Source organism: Nocardia panacis (genome assembly GCF_003598715.1).
Taxonomy (GTDB): domain Bacteria; phylum Actinomycetota; class Actinomycetes; order Mycobacteriales; family Mycobacteriaceae; genus Nocardia; species Nocardia panacis.
Window position 1 is genome coordinate 294737 of record NZ_QZFU01000016.1, and the last position, 14312, is coordinate 309048.

Below are 14312 nucleotides of genomic sequence, written 5' to 3' on the forward strand. Positions count from 1 at the left end.
AGACGGACGTACGGTCGGCGGCGTCACCCTGCTCACACCGAGCCGCCCCGAGCCGCCGGACGAACCGGGTTCGGATACCGGCCCCGGACGCGACCGGCGCGCCGCATCGGGAAAGCCGCCGCGGGCAACGGCTTCCGACAATGCGACGCGCTCGACGCGCACGGCGCGCGAAATCAGTTGGCGTGCCGCTGGATCAGCTCGCCGACGCGGGGCAGCGCCTCGATGACGTGCTTCTTGGCCGAGTTGCGCATGGAGGAGTACACCTTCTGCAGCGCGGGCCGGGTCGAGGCGTTGGCGCGCTCGTCGGTGACCACGAGCAGGGCCTCGGCCACCTCGTCGGACTTGCCGGTCAGCAGGTCGGCGAAGCTGCCGCCGCCGTTGGCCGCGAACTCCTGCCAGAACGGCTCCAACTGGGCAACCAGCTTGGGGGCCAACGAATCCAGCAGATCCGGCACGATCGACGGGCTGATCTTCTTGACGGCCGCGTATCCACCCTTCACAGCCAGCCCGGACGCACCACCCTTGTCCGAGACCTCGGCGTTGAGAACCTCAACGGCGTCGGCAAGGAAGGCCGGGCGCTTGGCCGCATCGAGCAGGGATTCAGACAGTGCTGCAACCACTTTCAGGTTCCTCCGGATAGATTCGATGAACGAGCAGCCGCAACTATACGCACCGCCACGCGGCGGCTCGCGGCGCTCACCCGCTAAATGCGCGTAGGGATGCCTCCGATACCGCGCCGCGCCAGGCCCCGACCGGCGTTTCGGGGTGTTCGAAACGCAAATCGCCCTGCTCATCGCATAATTCGGCCGCGCGAACGCCGCGTTCGGGGCGTGACCTATTTGTAATTGATATGCCGCCGAAGTCCCGCTCGCGGTCGCGAGAATAATCGCGGGGGTGACGTTCAATCCGACGCTGTGGCGGTCGATCCCCGGATTCGAGGACCTGACCGATATCACCTATCACCGGCACGTGGACCAAGGCACCGTGCGGGTCGCCTTCGACCGGCCCGAGGTGCGCAATGCCTTCCGCCCGCACACTGTCGACGAGCTGTATCGGGTGCTCGATCACGCCCGGATGTGCTCCGATGTCGGCGCGGTGCTGCTCACCGGCAATGGGCCGAGCCCGAAGGACGGCGGCTGGGCCTTCTGTTCCGGCGGCGATCAGCGCATCCGGGGCCGCAGCGGCTATCAGTACGCGAGCGGCGAAACGGCGCAGACCGTCGATCCGGCGCGCGCGGGCCGTCTACACATTCTCGAAGTGCAGCGACTGATCCGCTTCATGCCGAAGGTGGTCATCGCCCTGGTCAATGGTTGGGCCGCGGGCGGCGGGCACAGCCTGCACGTGGTCTGCGATCTCACCCTGGCCAGCCGCGAGCACGCCCGGTTCAAACAGACCGACGCCGATGTGGGCAGTTTCGACGGCGGCTACGGCAGCGCCTACCTCGCGCGCATGGTCGGGCAGAAGTTCGCGCGGGAGATCTTCTTCCTCGGTCGCACCTACACCGCCGAGGAGATGCACCATATGGGTGCGGTCAACCATGTCGCGGACCACGCCGAACTGGAGAATGTCGCCCTGGAGTGGACCGCCGAGATCAATGGGAAATCACCGCAGGCGCAGCGCATGCTGAAGTATGCGTTCAACCTGCCCGACGACGGCCTGGTCGGCCAGCAACTCTTCGCGGGCGAGGCCACGCGAATGGCCTATATGACCGATGAGGCCGTTGAAGGGCGCGACGCGTTCCTCGAGAAGCGTCCACCGGATTGGACCCCCTACCCCTGGTATTTCTGACAGCGAAGGCTCACCGATGGACATCCTGAGCAGCCGAGTCCTGCTGCGTCCCGCCGACTACGACAAGACCCTCGCCTTCTATCGCGACGGTCTCGGGCTGGCCGTGGCGCGGGAGTATCCGGGCGGCACCGTCTTCTTCGCCGGACAGTCGCTGATCGAGGTCGCGGGCCACGGCGCGACGGGCAACCCGTCGGCGTTCGACGGCGCGCTGTGGCTGCAGGTGCGCGATGCCGCCGACGCGGCGGCGGAGTTGGCGCTCAAGGGAATTCCGATCGAGCGCGCCCCGGTCCGGGAGGCGTGGGGGCTGGTCGAGATGTGGGTGCGCGATCCGGACGGGGTGTCGATCGTCCTGGTCGAGGTCCCGACCGAGCATCCGCTTCGGCGGGATTCACGCTGGTCGGCGGGCTGATCGCGGCCCGAAACGCGGTGAATGGGCGATAGGCCGGGTTGCCAAGCGCGGGCGCGGCGAGGACGATAGCCCACGATGCCTCCCCGACCGCCGCTGTCCGAGGTGGCCGCCGCTGACCATCGTCCGACGAGGGAATCGCTGTCTCGATGCCTGGCCTGCCAGAACCCCATGCCGCGGCGGTGGCCGCGGTCTCGTCGCGCCACCCCAGCAAACCGCCGGGTCGCCGACATGACACCATCGCAGGGATGAACGAGCGCATGAGGCACCGGGCGCCGGGCAAGGAGGGGTCGTGACCAGAACGCTGCGGACCCTTCCCATGCCCACCGGATCCGGTGTCGGCGACGTCCTGCCCCACCTGCGCGAAGCGCTCGACAGCAATGGTCCGGCCTGGCTGCCGATCCCCACCTCCGACCGCCGCGAGGCCCGTCGCCTGAGCGACGCTCTGGCCCCCGGCGAACCCATCGGTGACGAGGTGGCGCTGGTCGTCACCACCTCGGGCACCACGGGCGTACCCAAGGGCGCGCTACTCGGCGCGGCCGCGCTGCGCGCCAGCGGCACCGCCACCCACGAGCGCCTCGGCGGACCGGGTAGCTGGCTGCTGGCCCTACCCACCCACCACATCGCGGGTATCCAGGTGCTGCTGCGCAGCATCCTCGCGGGCACCGAACCCACCGTGCTCGACGTCTCCGGCGGTTTCCTGCCCGAGGCGCTGGCCGGGGCCATCTCCGGGATGCGCGGTGAACGTCGCTACACCGCGCTGGTGCCCACCCAACTCATCAAGGCCCTGGACGCGCCTGTCGCCACCAAGGCCCTCGCCGAGCTGGACGCGGTCCTGATCGGCGGCGCGGCCACCCCGCTGCCCGTCTACGAGCGCGCCCACGAGGCCGGGATCAATGTGGTGCGCACCTACGGGATGAGCGAGACCTGCGGCGGTTGCGTCTACGACGGAACCCCGCTGACCGGCGCCGAGATTCGCCTGGAGGACGGCCGGGTGCTGCTCGGCGGCCGGATGCTGGCCCACGGCTACCGCGGCATGCCCGATCACCCCGCCTTCGCCGAACCGGGTTGGTTCCGCACCGACGACGCGGGCGCCTTCGTGGACGGTCGGCTCACCGTCACGGGCCGCCTGGACGAGGCCATCATGACCGGCGGCCTGCTGGTCATCCCGCAGGTGGTGGAGGCGGTGCTGATCACCCATCCCGCCGTCAGCGAATGCGTGGTGCTCGGTGTGCCCGATGAGCGGCTCGGTCAGCGGGTCGCCGTCGCGGTGGTGCCCGCGCGCAATGCCGTGCCCACCCTCGACGAGTTGCGCGACTTTGTCATCCGGGAACTCGACCCGATCGCCGCACCCCGCGAATTGATGCTGGTCGAGGAGATTCCGCTGCGCGGTCCCGGTAAGCCGAACCGGGCCGAGCTGCGCGAATACCTGCTCGCCGATTCCGCCGGGTAGGCGTACCTCCGCCTTCGCTCCGGCCATGCGCGGCTCTGCGGACAGCTACGCAGGCAGCGCCCATTAGGCGTACCTCCGCATTCGCTGCAGCCGGCACGCCACCGCCACGCAAGACCCGTGCAAGTCGCGGCACGCAGTGTTGCCGCATGACTTCTTACCCACCTGATACGGCGCTCGCCGTCGAGGCCGATCGCCTGGTCAAGGTGTTCGGGGAACAGCGCGCCGTGGACGGGGTGAGCCTGGCGGTGCCGCGCGGCGCGGTCTACGGCGTGCTCGGACCCAATGGCGCGGGCAAGACCACGACCATCAAAATGCTGGCCACCCTGCTGCGACCGGACGGCGGCAGTGCCCGCATCTTCGGCCACGACGTGGTCGCCGAACCGACCGCGGTCCGCTCACTGGTCGGTGTCACCGGGCAGTACGCCTCGGTGGACGAGACGCTGACCGCCACCGAGAATCTGATGATCTTCTCCCGCCTGCTCGGCATGAGTAGGGCCGCGGCCAGGCGGCGCACCGCCGACCTGCTGGAGGAATTCAGCCTCATCGAGGCTGCCGACAAACCGCTGGCCAATTTCTCCGGCGGTATGCGCAGGCGCCTGGACCTGGCCGCAAGCCTCATCGCCACCCCGCCGCTGCTGTTCCTCGACGAACCGACCACCGGACTCGACCCGCGCACCCGCACCCAGATGTGGGAGACCATCCGTCGCCTGGTCCGCGAGGGCGCGACCGTACTGCTGACCACCCAGTACCTGGACGAGGCCGATCAACTCGCCGACCGGATCGCCGTCATCGACCACGGCCGGGTGATCGCCGACGGCACCGCCGACGAACTCAAGGCATCGATCGGCGGCTCCGCACTGCACCTGACACTGACCGAGCGCACCCACCTGGATCAGGCGCGCCTGATCATCGGGGAGGTGCTCGACGTCGAAGCGTCGATCACCCCTGAGGCCGGACGGTTGACCGCACCGCTTCGCGACCCGAATGCCACCGCCGATCTGCTGATCCGGTTGCGGGAGCACGGTATTCCGATCGAGGAGATCACCGTCACCAAACCGAGCCTCGATGAAGTCTTCCTGACCATCACCGGCCACCCGGCCGAGGACACCGCATCCGAGAGGAGCCCGGCGTGAACGGGTCAGCTGCGGAGGCGGTAGCGAAGCGTAACCACGAAGCAAGCCCCGTTCAGGCCACAAGGAACCCCGCGTGAACGGGTCAGCCGCGGAGGCGGTAGCGAAGCGTAACCACGAAGCAAGCCCCGTTCAGGCCACAAGGAACCCCGCGTGAACGGGTCAGCCGCGGAGGCGGTAGCGAAGCGTAACCACGAAGCAAGCCCCGTTCAGGCCACAAGGAACCCCGCGTGAACGGGTCAGCCGCGGAGGCGGTAGCGAAGCGTAACCACGAAGCAAGCCCCGTTCAGGCCACAAGGAGTAGAGCATGACCACGCTGACCGCACCCGAGACGAGCACGGCACCGCGCACCGCGCGCCCGATTCCGACGGCGAACAATCGAATCTCCTTGCGGCAGACCGCGGCCACCTCGCTGACCATGGCCTATCGCGGTCTGCTCAAGATCAAGCACAATCCGGAGCAGCTCTTCGATGTCACCGTGCAGCCGATCCTGTTCACCGTGCTGTTCGCCTATATTTTCGGCGGGGCGATCTCGCACAATGTGCACGACTACCTGCCGACGCTGATTCCGGGCATTCTCGTGCAGACGGTGGTGCTCACCTCGGTCGTCACCGGCACCCAATTGCGCGAGGATATGGACAAGGGCGTCTTCGATCGCTTCAAATCCCTGCCCATCGCCCGCATTTCGGCGCTGGCGGGGGCGCTGCTCGCGGATATGGTCCGCTACGGGCTGGCCACGGCGCTCACCATCGTGGTCGGATTGTGCCTGGGCTACCGCCCCGAAGGCGGCGTCTTCGGGGTCGTACTGGCCGCGCTGGTCGTGGTGTTCTGCTCGTTCGCGGTCAGTTGGATCTGGGCGCTGGTCGGCGTGACAGGTCGCAGTGCCGCAGGCGTGCAAGGGCTTTCGATGATGATCATGTTCCCGCTGACCTTCATGTCCGGCGCGTTCGCGCGGGTGCAGACCATGCCGGGCTGGCTACAGGGCATCAACAAGGTGAATCCCGTGTACTACATGGTCAATGCCTGCCGGGAACTGATGAACGGGGGCGACTACGCGGCGGATCTGACCTGGTCGCTCTTGGGCGCGGTGGTGGTCATCGCGATCTTCGCGCCGCTGGCGGTGCGGGCGTACATGCGACGCGCGTGAACCGTCGCGACGAGGGGTGAAATGCCGGGCGGCCCTGTACCGTCCGGCATTTCCGTAGGACCGCAAGGGCGAAGACCCCCAGGGGTGAAACGAGATGCCAACCACAGAACACGATGCGGGGGTCTTCGTCACCTATTCGGTGAAGACCCCAATTGTGTGAAGCATGCCATCAACCACATGAAGCGGGGGTCTTCGTGGCTTACCCTACTGTGCCGCAGTCGAATTCGGAGGGGATTCGCGATAGTGCCGAGCCGAAGTTCAGCGCTCGATTCGAATCTCACCGAGCAGTTCCAGGATTCGCGCGGCCGCGTCGCGGCGGCGAACAAGGGCGGCTCGCTCGATGGCCGCCCGCATCCGATCCGCGCCGACGCGTTCGCGGGCCGCCTCGACGTGCCGGGACCGCAACATCGTCGGAAAGTCCTGTCTGGCATTGATTCTCCCGGACAGCGTGAGCAACTCCAGTCCGGTCTCCTGATCGCGGGCGGTGCCCACCAGATGTGCACCGATCGTGACGGCGGCCGCGCCGATCTGCGGGAGATCGCTGATGAGGCTCAACGGCCCGAGGGTCGCGGCGATCAGGCCGTCCAGCATCGGGTCGAAAGCGTGCGGCGCACCGTAGAGCGCCTCCGCGTCGAGCGCACCGCAGGCGAACATCACCCCACCCGGTCCGGGACCGAGCATCTGCTGGGGCCAACCGAATACGTCCAGGGCGCGCCGATACAGGCGCAGTCCGCTATCGATCCGCGCGCGCGCGAGTTCGAGTTCGGCGTAGGCGGCGACGAGAGTGGCCATCAGCGGGTTGGCGCGCGCGACCCCCTCCCCCATCAACTCCTCGAACTCCGCCGCGCCGACCGCCGCGCGAATCTCGCGCTCCGCCTCGTCGAACGCACCGCAGCCGACCAGCGCTCCCGCCATCATGCCCGCGTTCTCGATCGCCTCGTTGACCGCGCCGAGCGCACGCAGCGGACCGATGGCGCGCCGGTAGTGCTCAACCGCCTCCGAATAGCGCCCCACCTGCGAATACACCGAGGCAAGGTGCCGCAGCACCGCCGAATGACCCCAAATATCACCGGGACGCATGGCCCGAATCGCATTCTCCGCGTCGATGGTCGAGCCGAGCACATCGCCGAGGTTCTCCCGCCCGTTGGCCCGGATGATCAGCGCCGCCGCCTTGGTATCGGGATCCTCGGAACGGGTGCCCATCGCGATCGTCCGACTGACCGCGAGGGCCGTGGGCGGCGCGAGCACCACGGTGGCGAAGAAGTGCAATACGGGCAGAATCCCGGTGCGGCCGCGCATCAGCCTGCGCAGCCGGGTCCGCAGGCGCGTCAGCCTGCGAATATCCCCCCTGATGACCGCCAAATGCATGAAGAACAGCACGTAGGTGGCGATCTCCTGATCGGCGGTGGGCGGATGGGGCCGCGCCGCATCGGGTTCCAGGTCGAGGATGCGCGCGTACCAGGCCGTGACCTCCTCGTGCGCACCGCGGATCACCCACAGGAATCCGATCACGGGAAAAATGCTGTAGGCCGCGTTGCCGTCACCGGTGTCCACGGCGCGGCGCAGTGCCGCGAGCAGGTTGTCCAGTTCCGCGCCGACCGCGTTCGTGGCCCCGACCTGATCGGTGGTGGTTCGGCCCGCGGCCGTCCAGTGGTTCGCGGCGACGACGACGAAATCGCAGGCCCACTGCACCAGGTTGTCCAAAACCAGATCGCCCTCGCCGGGTATGGCGGCCAACTGTTCCTCGCCGTACTCGCGGACCGTCTCCAGCATGCGATAGCGGAGGGTGTCGCCGTCGTCGAGCACGGTCAGCAGCGACTGATTGACCAGGCCGTCCACCGCCGCGGGCACATCGTCGAGATCCGGTCCCCCCGCGACCGCCGCCGCGGCGTCGAGGCCGAAACCCGCCGGGAAGCGGCACAGTCGCCGCAGCGCCACCTGCTGCGGCTTGTCCAACAGATTCCAACTCCAGTCGATCACCGAATGCAGCGTGCGGTGTCGCGCGGGCGAACTGCGGTCGGTATTGAGCAGCAGGGCGAACCGGTCCTGCAGCCGCGTATTGATCTCGGCGACACTCATGGTGCGCACCCGCGCTGCGGCCAATTCGATGGCCAGCGGCAGACCGTCCAGTGTGTGGCAGAGTCGGGCGATCTCGCCGGGATCGAGGCGCGCACCCGGTCGGACCGCGCGCGCCCTGGCCGTGAACAACTCGGTGGCCGGTGAGCCCGCGGCATCGATGGCCAGGGGCGGCAGCGGATAGACCGCCTCGGCGGTGATCATGAGCGGCGCCCGGCTGGTGGTCAGCACCGTGAGCCGATCGCAGGATCCGATCAGATCGGCGACCACCACGGCCACCGCATCGATCAGATGCTCGCAGTTGTCCAGGATGAGCAGTGTCGGGCGGACACCGAGCGCCTCGCGCAGTCGTCGCCCGAAATCCGGCGGTGGCGCGCCCCGCAGCGCCGCATTGTCCAGTGCGCGGTCGCCGAGTCCGAGTGGTGCGCCGATCGCGGCCTCGATCTCGAGGCGCGCCTCCTCCCCTTCCGAACGCACCGAGGCCAGTTCCACCAGCAGCACCGAGAAGCGTCCCGCCGCGCACGACCCCAATTCATTGGCGATCCTGGTCTTTCCGGATCCGCCGGGACCGAGCACGGTGGTCACGCGCGAAGTGTCGAGCAGCGCGGTCAGTTCCGCGAGGTCGTTCTCCCGGCCGAGCAACGCGTTGGGCGCGGCCCGCAGACCGATCGAAGGGCGGGTCTGTTCCGTCGGCGGGTCACTCGAGCTGAATTCCGCTGCAGCCGGCCCGGATTCGACACCCAAAAGGTGCGATATCGCGGCGGGATCGGCATTTTCGCGGACATCCGCTGCCTGCGCCCGCTCCTCTCCCCGCAGGATCGCGGTATTCAGATCGACCAGCGCCCGTCCCGGATCGGCGCCGAGTTGATCGGCCAGTCTGCGGCGGAAGGCCGCGAAACATTCCAGCGCCTCATTCGGTCGACCGGCAGCGGTCAAAAGGCGCATCAGGGTGTGATGTGCCGGTTCGTCGAGAATATGTTCCGCCGCACGGGATTTGGCCAGGCGCAGCGCGCCCGCGAGATCGCCGCGCAACTCGCGGGCGGCGAGTTCGAGTTCATCGAGATCCTCGCGCAGCCGAGCGGCGGCGAAGCGCAGTGCGTCGGCCACCTCGCCGTCGGGGAGATCGGCGGCAGGTTCACCGCGCCACAGCGCCCTGGCCTGCTCGATGGCCGACAGGCTTCCCGCGGCATCACCCGCCGCGCGACGCTGCGCGGCGGCCGCGGACAACCGATGTGCCAGCGCGAGATCCACCGCATCCGAGGACAACGTCAGTCGATAGCCCGCCGGGCCGATCTCCAACGCACCGTCGGGCAGCGCGGCGCGCAGGCGCGAGACCTGAGTGTGCAGGGCATTCATCGGTGCGCGCGGCGGACTCGCGCCCCACACCTCGTCGATGAGGGCCTGCGCGCTGCGGCTGCGACCCGGATGCAGGGCCAGCGCCGCGAGCAGCAATCGGGATCGGGTGCCGGGCAGCGCGGCGAGCGCACCGTCGCGACATAGCGCGATCTCGCCCAGCAGGGCCACCACGAGCGAATCACCTGCGGGCGTCGAGGCTCGACTGCCACCGACGTGGCCGCTTATCTCCGGATACATCCCGCGCTCATCGTATGCGACCAGCACCGGGAGGGTTGTCATAGATTCTTGCTCTCAATCACTTGATGCGGCCTACGCTGGCGCCATGGCTGAGTTCGAAGTGGTCCGGCAGGCCGTCATCTCGGCCGAGCCATCGCGCGTGCACGGTCTGATCGACGACTTCCACCGGTGGAGCATCTGGTCACCGTGGGAGGACATGGACCCGCAGATGCTGCGCACCTTCTCCGGCGCGGACGCCGGGGTCGGCGCGAAATACGCCTGGAGCGGCAATCGCAAGGTGGGCAGCGGGAAGATGGAGATCCTGTCCAGCACCGACCGCGAGATCCTGCTCCGATTGGAATTCGAGCGCCCGTGGAAGGCGACCAACGAGGTCACCTTCACCCTGGCGCCCAACGGTCCGGCCACGGAGGTGACGTGGCGGATGCGCGGCGAGCGGCGCGGGCTGATGGGTCTGCTCACGCTGGTCATGCCGATGGATCGGATGATCGGTCGCGATTTCGAGAAGGGCCTGGCCCGGCTCCGGCAGGCCGCCCAGAACTGAACGAACCACCCAGTACCGAACGAACTACGCTGCGTGTATGGCTACCGCAGCGCAATGGATCGAGGGCGCACGGCCCCGCACCCTCCCGAACGCGATCGCACCCGTCATCGCCGGAACCGGGGCCGCAGCCGCCTACGATGCCGTGAACTGGCCCAAGGCCGTTCTCGCGCTGCTGGTTTCGCTGGCGCTGATCATCGGGGTGAATTTCGCCAACGACTATTCCGACGGAATTCGCGGCACCGATGAGGTGCGGGTCGGCCCGGTCCGGTTGGTCGGGCAGAAGTTGGCCGCGCCCAAGCAGGTTCGCACCGCCGCGTTTATCAGCATGGGGATCGGGGCCGCCCTCGGATTGCTGCTCGCCCTGCTCACGGCCTGGTGGTTGGTGCTGGTCGGCGCGGCCTGCCTGGCGGGGGCGTGGTTCTACACCGGCGGCAACAAGCCCTACGGGTATCGGGGGCTCGGTGAGGTCTCGGTCTTCGTCTTCTTCGGTCTGGTCGCCGTCCTCGGCACCGAATACGTGCAGGCCGAACGGCTTTCGTGGGTCGGGCTCGGCATGGCCGTGGCCGTCGGCTCCTTCTCCTGTGCGGTGCTCGTCGCCAATAACCTGCGCGATATCCCCACCGACACCGAATCCGGAAAGGTCACCCTCGCGGTAAAACTCGGCGATCCGCGCACCAGAGCGCTGTATCTCGCGCTGGTCGCGGCGCCGTTCGTGATCAGCATCGCACTCATCGCGAAGACACCATGGGCACTGGCCGGTCTGGTGGCAGTCCCGTTCGCGGTTCGGGCCGCCGCGCCGGTGCGCACCGGCGGCAGCGGGCCGAAACTCATTCCCACGCTGCGGGATACCGGCCTGGCCATGCTGGTGTGGGCGCTCGCCACCGCGCTCGCCCTCGGCTTCGGGAGCTGAACGGCTCAGCGCCGATCGGGGATCAGCAACTCCAGCACCCAGTTCACCACCGAGATGATCACGGCCCCGATGATCGCGGTCCAGAAACCCTCTACCCGCAAACCGTATTCGTTGCTGACCGCCTCGGTGATCTTGGCGGTCAGCAGCAGCATCAGCGCGTTGATCACCAGCAGGAACAGCCCCAGGCTGACCACCACCAGCGGGAGCGACAGTATTCGCACTATCGGCTTCACCAGCGCGTTGACAATGGTGAACACGAGCGCGATGCCCAGGACCACCAGGATTTTCACGCCGGTGCCGCGATCGACCGGGCTCAGGATCTCGATCTTGTGAACCCACGCGGCCGCGAGCCAGATGGCGACCCCATTGATGATCAGCCGAAGCACAAGCGTCATGGGGCCAATGCTAAAGGCAGCGAGACCGCCGTAGGGGGTTGAATCGCAACCGCTGGCGATACTCGCTGCCTACCCCTCAAGCCGCGTCGTCGAGCAGCGCGTGCACCCTGGTGCGCAACACCGCGATCGACTCCGCACCGCCGAGCAGCCGCTCGGTGGTCGCGTTCGGGGCGCGCAGAATGCCGAGCAGCAGATGCGCCGATTCGATCGCGCCGTCCTTGCGGGCCAGCGCCTCGCGCAGCGACAGTTCCACCACCTTCTTCGCCTCACGGGAGAAGGGGATGTGCCCGTACTTGGCGGGCGTGAAACCGAAGGGACCGCGCCGCCCCCGCTCGGCCGGGATCGGCCGGTCCAGCGCGTCCGCGCCGAAGGTTGCCTCCAGACTCTCGCGCACCGCATCCAGATCTATCCCGATGGACCGCAGCGCCTCGGCGTCCTCCGCGCCCAGCGGTGCGGCCGCATTGTCGGCGCCGACCGTTGGCTGCAACGCCGCTACTACGCCGTCATGGGTGATACCGGCCTGCTCGAGCAGCGCCAGCAATTCCGGATCCCCCTCGGCGAGCAGGCCGAGCAGCACATGCTCCACCTCGATGCGCGGGGAACGCAGCGCCCGCGTCTCCTCCTGCGCGATGACGATCGATGTGCGCGCCGTCCGACTGAATCGCTCGAACATCAGCGGTCCCCGCCTCTCCTGTTGTGCTTCTGATGTACCGCCTGCTTGCTGACCTCGAGCGCGTCCGCGATCGCCTGCCAGGACCAGCCCTGGGCACGGGCGTTGCCGACCTGGATGGCCTCCAGGCGCTCGAGCAGCCGACGCAGTGCGAGGACCGCCCGCAGCCCGACCCGTGGATCGGGGCTGCCCGCGGCCGCCGCCAGTGTGGTTGCCTCTGTCATATCGTCAATTTAAATTGACGATCGCGGCGGTGTCAACGAAAATTGACGCATCTTCGCCGAGGGCGAAACGAAACACGCCCCGCCCTCGGATCACTCCGGAGGACGGGGCGTGCGGCCCGAACAATCGGCCCGATCAGCCGGACCAGGAACCCGTGGCGAAGAACTTCTCCAGCACCGCCGTCGGCTCACCCAGGTGCAGATCCCGCTCACGCACCCACTCGTCGCTGAAATATGTGTCCGCGTAGCGGTCGCCCCCATCGCAGAGCAGCGTTACCACACTGCCCGCGCGTCCCTCGGCCAACATCTCGCCGACCAACGCGAACACGCCCCACAGATTCGTGCCCGTCGACCCACCCACCCGACGGCCGAGCACCGCACTGGCATGACGCATCGTCGCCAACGAGGCGGCGTCGGGAACCTCGATCATCCGATCCACCACCTGACCGACGAACGACGGCTCCACCCTCGGCCTGCCGATCCCCTCGATCCGCGAGGGCATCCCGGTCTGATATCCGGCGTCGGCCGTCTCGTAGCCGCCGTAGAACGCCGAATTCTCCGGATCCACCACCGCCAACCTCGTCGTATGCCTGCGATAGCGGATATAGCGGCCGATGGTCGCGCTCGTACCGCCGGTGCCTGCGCCGACCACAATCCACTCCGGCACCGGATTGGGCTCCAGCACCATTTGCTGAAAGATGGACTCGGCGATGTTGTTATTGCCGCGCCAGTCGGTTGCCCGCTCGGCATGGGTGAACTGATCCATATAGTGGCCGCCGCATTCGCGAGCCAGCCGCGCGGCCTCGGTGTACATATCCGGCGGACGCCCCACGAAATGACAGCGACCGCCCTGCGCCTCGATCAGCGCGATCTTCTGCGGTGACGTGCTGGCGGGCATCACCGCCACGAAATCCAAACCGAGCAACTTGGCGAAATACGCCTCGCTCACCGCGGTCGACCCCGACGACGCCTCGACCACCGTGGTGCCCTCGGTAATCCAGCCATTGCACAGGGCATACAGGAACAGCGAACGGGCCAGCCGATGCTTGAGACTGCCGGTGATATGGGTGGACTCGTCCTTCAGATACAGCTGGACATTCCATTGCAGCGGCAGCGGATAGCGAATCAAATGCGTATCCGCGCTGCGCTGCGTGTCGGCGTCGATCAGACGAACCGCGTTGTCCACCCAGTCGCGCGGGGTGCTGTGATCACAGAACCTCATGCGTCCGGACCCGTTTCACCGCGCAACCTCGCCCGCAATTGGGCCTTGTCGCGGCGACGCTTCTCGTCCACCTGCGCGATGTCCTCATTCACCCGCGCCCGCAACCGCTTGAACAGCGTCAACGACAGCGGCAACGCGATGATCAACGCGAACAGAATGGCCACGATCATTGGGATATCGACCTGCACGGCCCTGGCCAGCAGCCAGATCACCACCGCGAGCACGGCGACGAGTCCGAGCCGGGCCAGCGTGTAGAGCGCGAGATTGCGCGCCAGCCGCTTGCCCGCGCCCTGCGGTCCGGGAACACCTTGCGGTGGAGTTGCGTCACTCACGCTGATCAGCCTATGCGACGACTTTGCCGGACCCCGGCGCAGACCGCGCCACAAGGGCCGTTCCGTATCCGTTTTGTCTATTACTTCCCCTTTACCAACAGTAGGTGGTTCGAGTACCTAGGGGTTTCAGTGCAACGATGACGCCACTGATGAGGGAACTGTCGAAACGGAGAGGTTAGCTATGACTGCGATCACCGTCGGCGGCCAGGACACCCTGCTGACACCGGGCCAAGTGGCTGCCATGTTCCACGTCGATCCCAAGACCGTCACCCGCTGGGCGCATGCCGGGCGTCTGGGGTCGTTGCGCACACCGGGCGGACATCGCCGCTTCCGGGAGTCCGAGGTGCTGCAACTGCTCAAATCGCTCACCACCGAGGCCACCGCGCACTGAGATCGCGGGCGCGGGTCCACCCGGCCCGCGCTTCCCG

Annotated in this window: 15 protein-coding genes; 8 read left to right on the top strand and 7 right to left on the bottom strand. The window is 67.6% G+C overall.

Annotated elements, in window-relative coordinates; translation table 11 throughout:
- Window positions 1-173: 173 nt before the first annotated feature.
- Window positions 174-620, bottom strand: coding sequence for a DUF6918 family protein (locus D5S18_RS09490; protein ID WP_120039448.1), 447 nt, complete (start codon window positions 618-620; stop codon window positions 174-176).
- A gap of 274 nt (window positions 621-894) precedes the next feature.
- Here D5S18_RS09490 and D5S18_RS09495 point away from each other — a divergent pair, with 274 nt between their 5' ends.
- From D5S18_RS09495 to D5S18_RS09515, 5 genes are all read left to right on the top strand, one after another.
- The gene (locus tag D5S18_RS09495) at window positions 895-1788 is read left to right on the top strand and encodes a 1,4-dihydroxy-2-naphthoyl-CoA synthase (RefSeq protein WP_120039449.1); all 894 of its coding nucleotides are present in this window, start codon (window positions 895-897) and stop codon (window positions 1786-1788) included.
- 16 nt (window positions 1789-1804) lie between these two features.
- On the top strand, window positions 1805-2197 hold the full coding sequence (locus D5S18_RS09500) for a VOC family protein (protein ID WP_120039450.1): 393 nt from the start codon (window positions 1805-1807) through the stop codon (window positions 2195-2197).
- Window positions 2198-2513: 316 nt separating this feature from the next.
- Entirely contained in the window at window positions 2514-3647 is a 1134-nt protein-coding gene (menE, locus tag D5S18_RS09505) for an o-succinylbenzoate--CoA ligase (RefSeq protein WP_120039451.1), read from the top strand.
- Between the two features lie 146 nt (window positions 3648-3793).
- The gene (locus D5S18_RS09510; protein WP_120039452.1) at window positions 3794-4780 is read left to right on the top strand and encodes an ATP-binding cassette domain-containing protein; all 987 of its coding nucleotides are present in this window, start codon (window positions 3794-3796) and stop codon (window positions 4778-4780) included.
- Between the two features lie 304 nt (window positions 4781-5084).
- Entirely contained in the window at window positions 5085-5924 is an 840-nt protein-coding gene (locus tag D5S18_RS09515) for an ABC transporter permease (protein ID WP_120039453.1), read from the top strand.
- 258 nt (window positions 5925-6182) lie between these two features.
- On the opposite strand, the gene D5S18_RS09520 is transcribed toward D5S18_RS09515, so the two are convergent.
- Window positions 6183-9635 carry an AfsR/SARP family transcriptional regulator gene (locus D5S18_RS09520; RefSeq protein ID WP_239003636.1) on the bottom strand — a complete coding sequence of 1151 codons (3453 nt, stop codon included), beginning with the start codon at window positions 9633-9635 and terminating at the stop codon, window positions 6183-6185.
- A gap of 43 nt (window positions 9636-9678) precedes the next feature.
- On the opposite strand from D5S18_RS09520, the gene D5S18_RS09525 reads away from it, so the two are divergent.
- Complete coding sequence (locus D5S18_RS09525; protein WP_120039454.1) at window positions 9679-10134, top strand: SRPBCC family protein; 456 nt, start codon at window positions 9679-9681, stop codon at window positions 10132-10134.
- A 37-nt stretch (window positions 10135-10171) separates the two neighbouring features.
- On the top strand, window positions 10172-11044 hold the full coding sequence (locus D5S18_RS09530; RefSeq protein ID WP_120039455.1) for a 1,4-dihydroxy-2-naphthoate polyprenyltransferase: 873 nt from the start codon (window positions 10172-10174) through the stop codon (window positions 11042-11044).
- Window positions 11045-11049: 5 nt separating this feature from the next.
- On the opposite strand, the gene D5S18_RS09535 is transcribed toward D5S18_RS09530, so the two are convergent.
- From D5S18_RS09535 to D5S18_RS09555, 5 genes are all read right to left on the bottom strand, one after another.
- A complete protein-coding gene (locus D5S18_RS09535) occupies window positions 11050-11439 on the bottom strand; it encodes a phage holin family protein (RefSeq protein WP_120039456.1) in 390 nt (129 codons plus the stop codon).
- Between the two features lie 76 nt (window positions 11440-11515).
- Window positions 11516-12112 carry a Clp protease N-terminal domain-containing protein gene (locus tag D5S18_RS09540; RefSeq protein ID WP_120039457.1) on the bottom strand — a complete coding sequence of 199 codons (597 nt, stop codon included), beginning with the start codon at window positions 12110-12112 and terminating at the stop codon, window positions 11516-11518.
- The gene (locus D5S18_RS09545; protein WP_120039458.1) at window positions 12112-12333 is read right to left on the bottom strand and encodes a helix-turn-helix domain-containing protein; all 222 of its coding nucleotides are present in this window, start codon (window positions 12331-12333) and stop codon (window positions 12112-12114) included. Before D5S18_RS09545 ends, D5S18_RS09540 begins: the two co-directional genes overlap by 1 nt.
- 133 nt (window positions 12334-12466) lie before the next feature.
- Entirely contained in the window at window positions 12467-13552 is a 1086-nt protein-coding gene (gene cds1 / locus D5S18_RS09550; protein ID WP_120039459.1) for an L-cysteine desulfhydrase Cds1, read from the bottom strand.
- Window positions 13549-13884, bottom strand: coding sequence for a DUF4229 domain-containing protein (locus D5S18_RS09555; protein ID WP_120039460.1), 336 nt, complete (start codon window positions 13882-13884; stop codon window positions 13549-13551). Before D5S18_RS09555 ends, cds1 begins: the two co-directional genes overlap by 4 nt.
- A gap of 181 nt (window positions 13885-14065) precedes the next feature.
- On the opposite strand from D5S18_RS09555, the gene D5S18_RS09560 reads away from it, so the two are divergent.
- Entirely contained in the window at window positions 14066-14275 is a 210-nt protein-coding gene (locus D5S18_RS09560; RefSeq protein ID WP_120039461.1) for a BldC family transcriptional regulator, read from the top strand.
- Window positions 14276-14312: the final 37 nt, after the last annotated feature.

Bases quoted from the DNA above. Each gene is read 5' to 3' on its own strand.
- D5S18_RS09510 (WP_120039452.1), top strand. From the start codon at position 3,794: ATGACTTCTTACCCACCTGATACGGCGCTCGCCGTCGAGGCCGATCGC.
- menE (WP_120039451.1), top strand. From the start codon at position 2,514: ATGCCCACCGGATCCGGTGTCGGCGACGTCCTGCCCCACCTGCGCGAA.
- D5S18_RS09520 (WP_239003636.1), bottom strand. From the start codon at position 9,635: ATGACAACCCTCCCGGTGCTGGTCGCATACGATGAGCGCGGGATGTAT.
- D5S18_RS09525 (WP_120039454.1), top strand. From the start codon at position 9,679: ATGGCTGAGTTCGAAGTGGTCCGGCAGGCCGTCATCTCGGCCGAGCCA.
- cds1 (WP_120039459.1), bottom strand. From the start codon at position 13,552: ATGAGGTTCTGTGATCACAGCACCCCGCGCGACTGGGTGGACAACGCG.
- D5S18_RS09545 (WP_120039458.1), bottom strand. From the start codon at position 12,333: ATGACAGAGGCAACCACACTGGCGGCGGCCGCGGGCAGCCCCGATCCA.
- D5S18_RS09540 (WP_120039457.1), bottom strand. From the start codon at position 12,112: ATGTTCGAGCGATTCAGTCGGACGGCGCGCACATCGATCGTCATCGCG.
- D5S18_RS09535 (WP_120039456.1), bottom strand. From the start codon at position 11,439: ATGACGCTTGTGCTTCGGCTGATCATCAATGGGGTCGCCATCTGGCTC.
- D5S18_RS09515 (WP_120039453.1), top strand. From the start codon at position 5,085: ATGACCACGCTGACCGCACCCGAGACGAGCACGGCACCGCGCACCGCG.
- D5S18_RS09530 (WP_120039455.1), top strand. From the start codon at position 10,172: ATGGCTACCGCAGCGCAATGGATCGAGGGCGCACGGCCCCGCACCCTC.
- D5S18_RS09560 (WP_120039461.1), top strand. From the start codon at position 14,066: ATGACTGCGATCACCGTCGGCGGCCAGGACACCCTGCTGACACCGGGC.
- D5S18_RS09500 (WP_120039450.1), top strand. From the start codon at position 1,805: ATGGACATCCTGAGCAGCCGAGTCCTGCTGCGTCCCGCCGACTACGAC.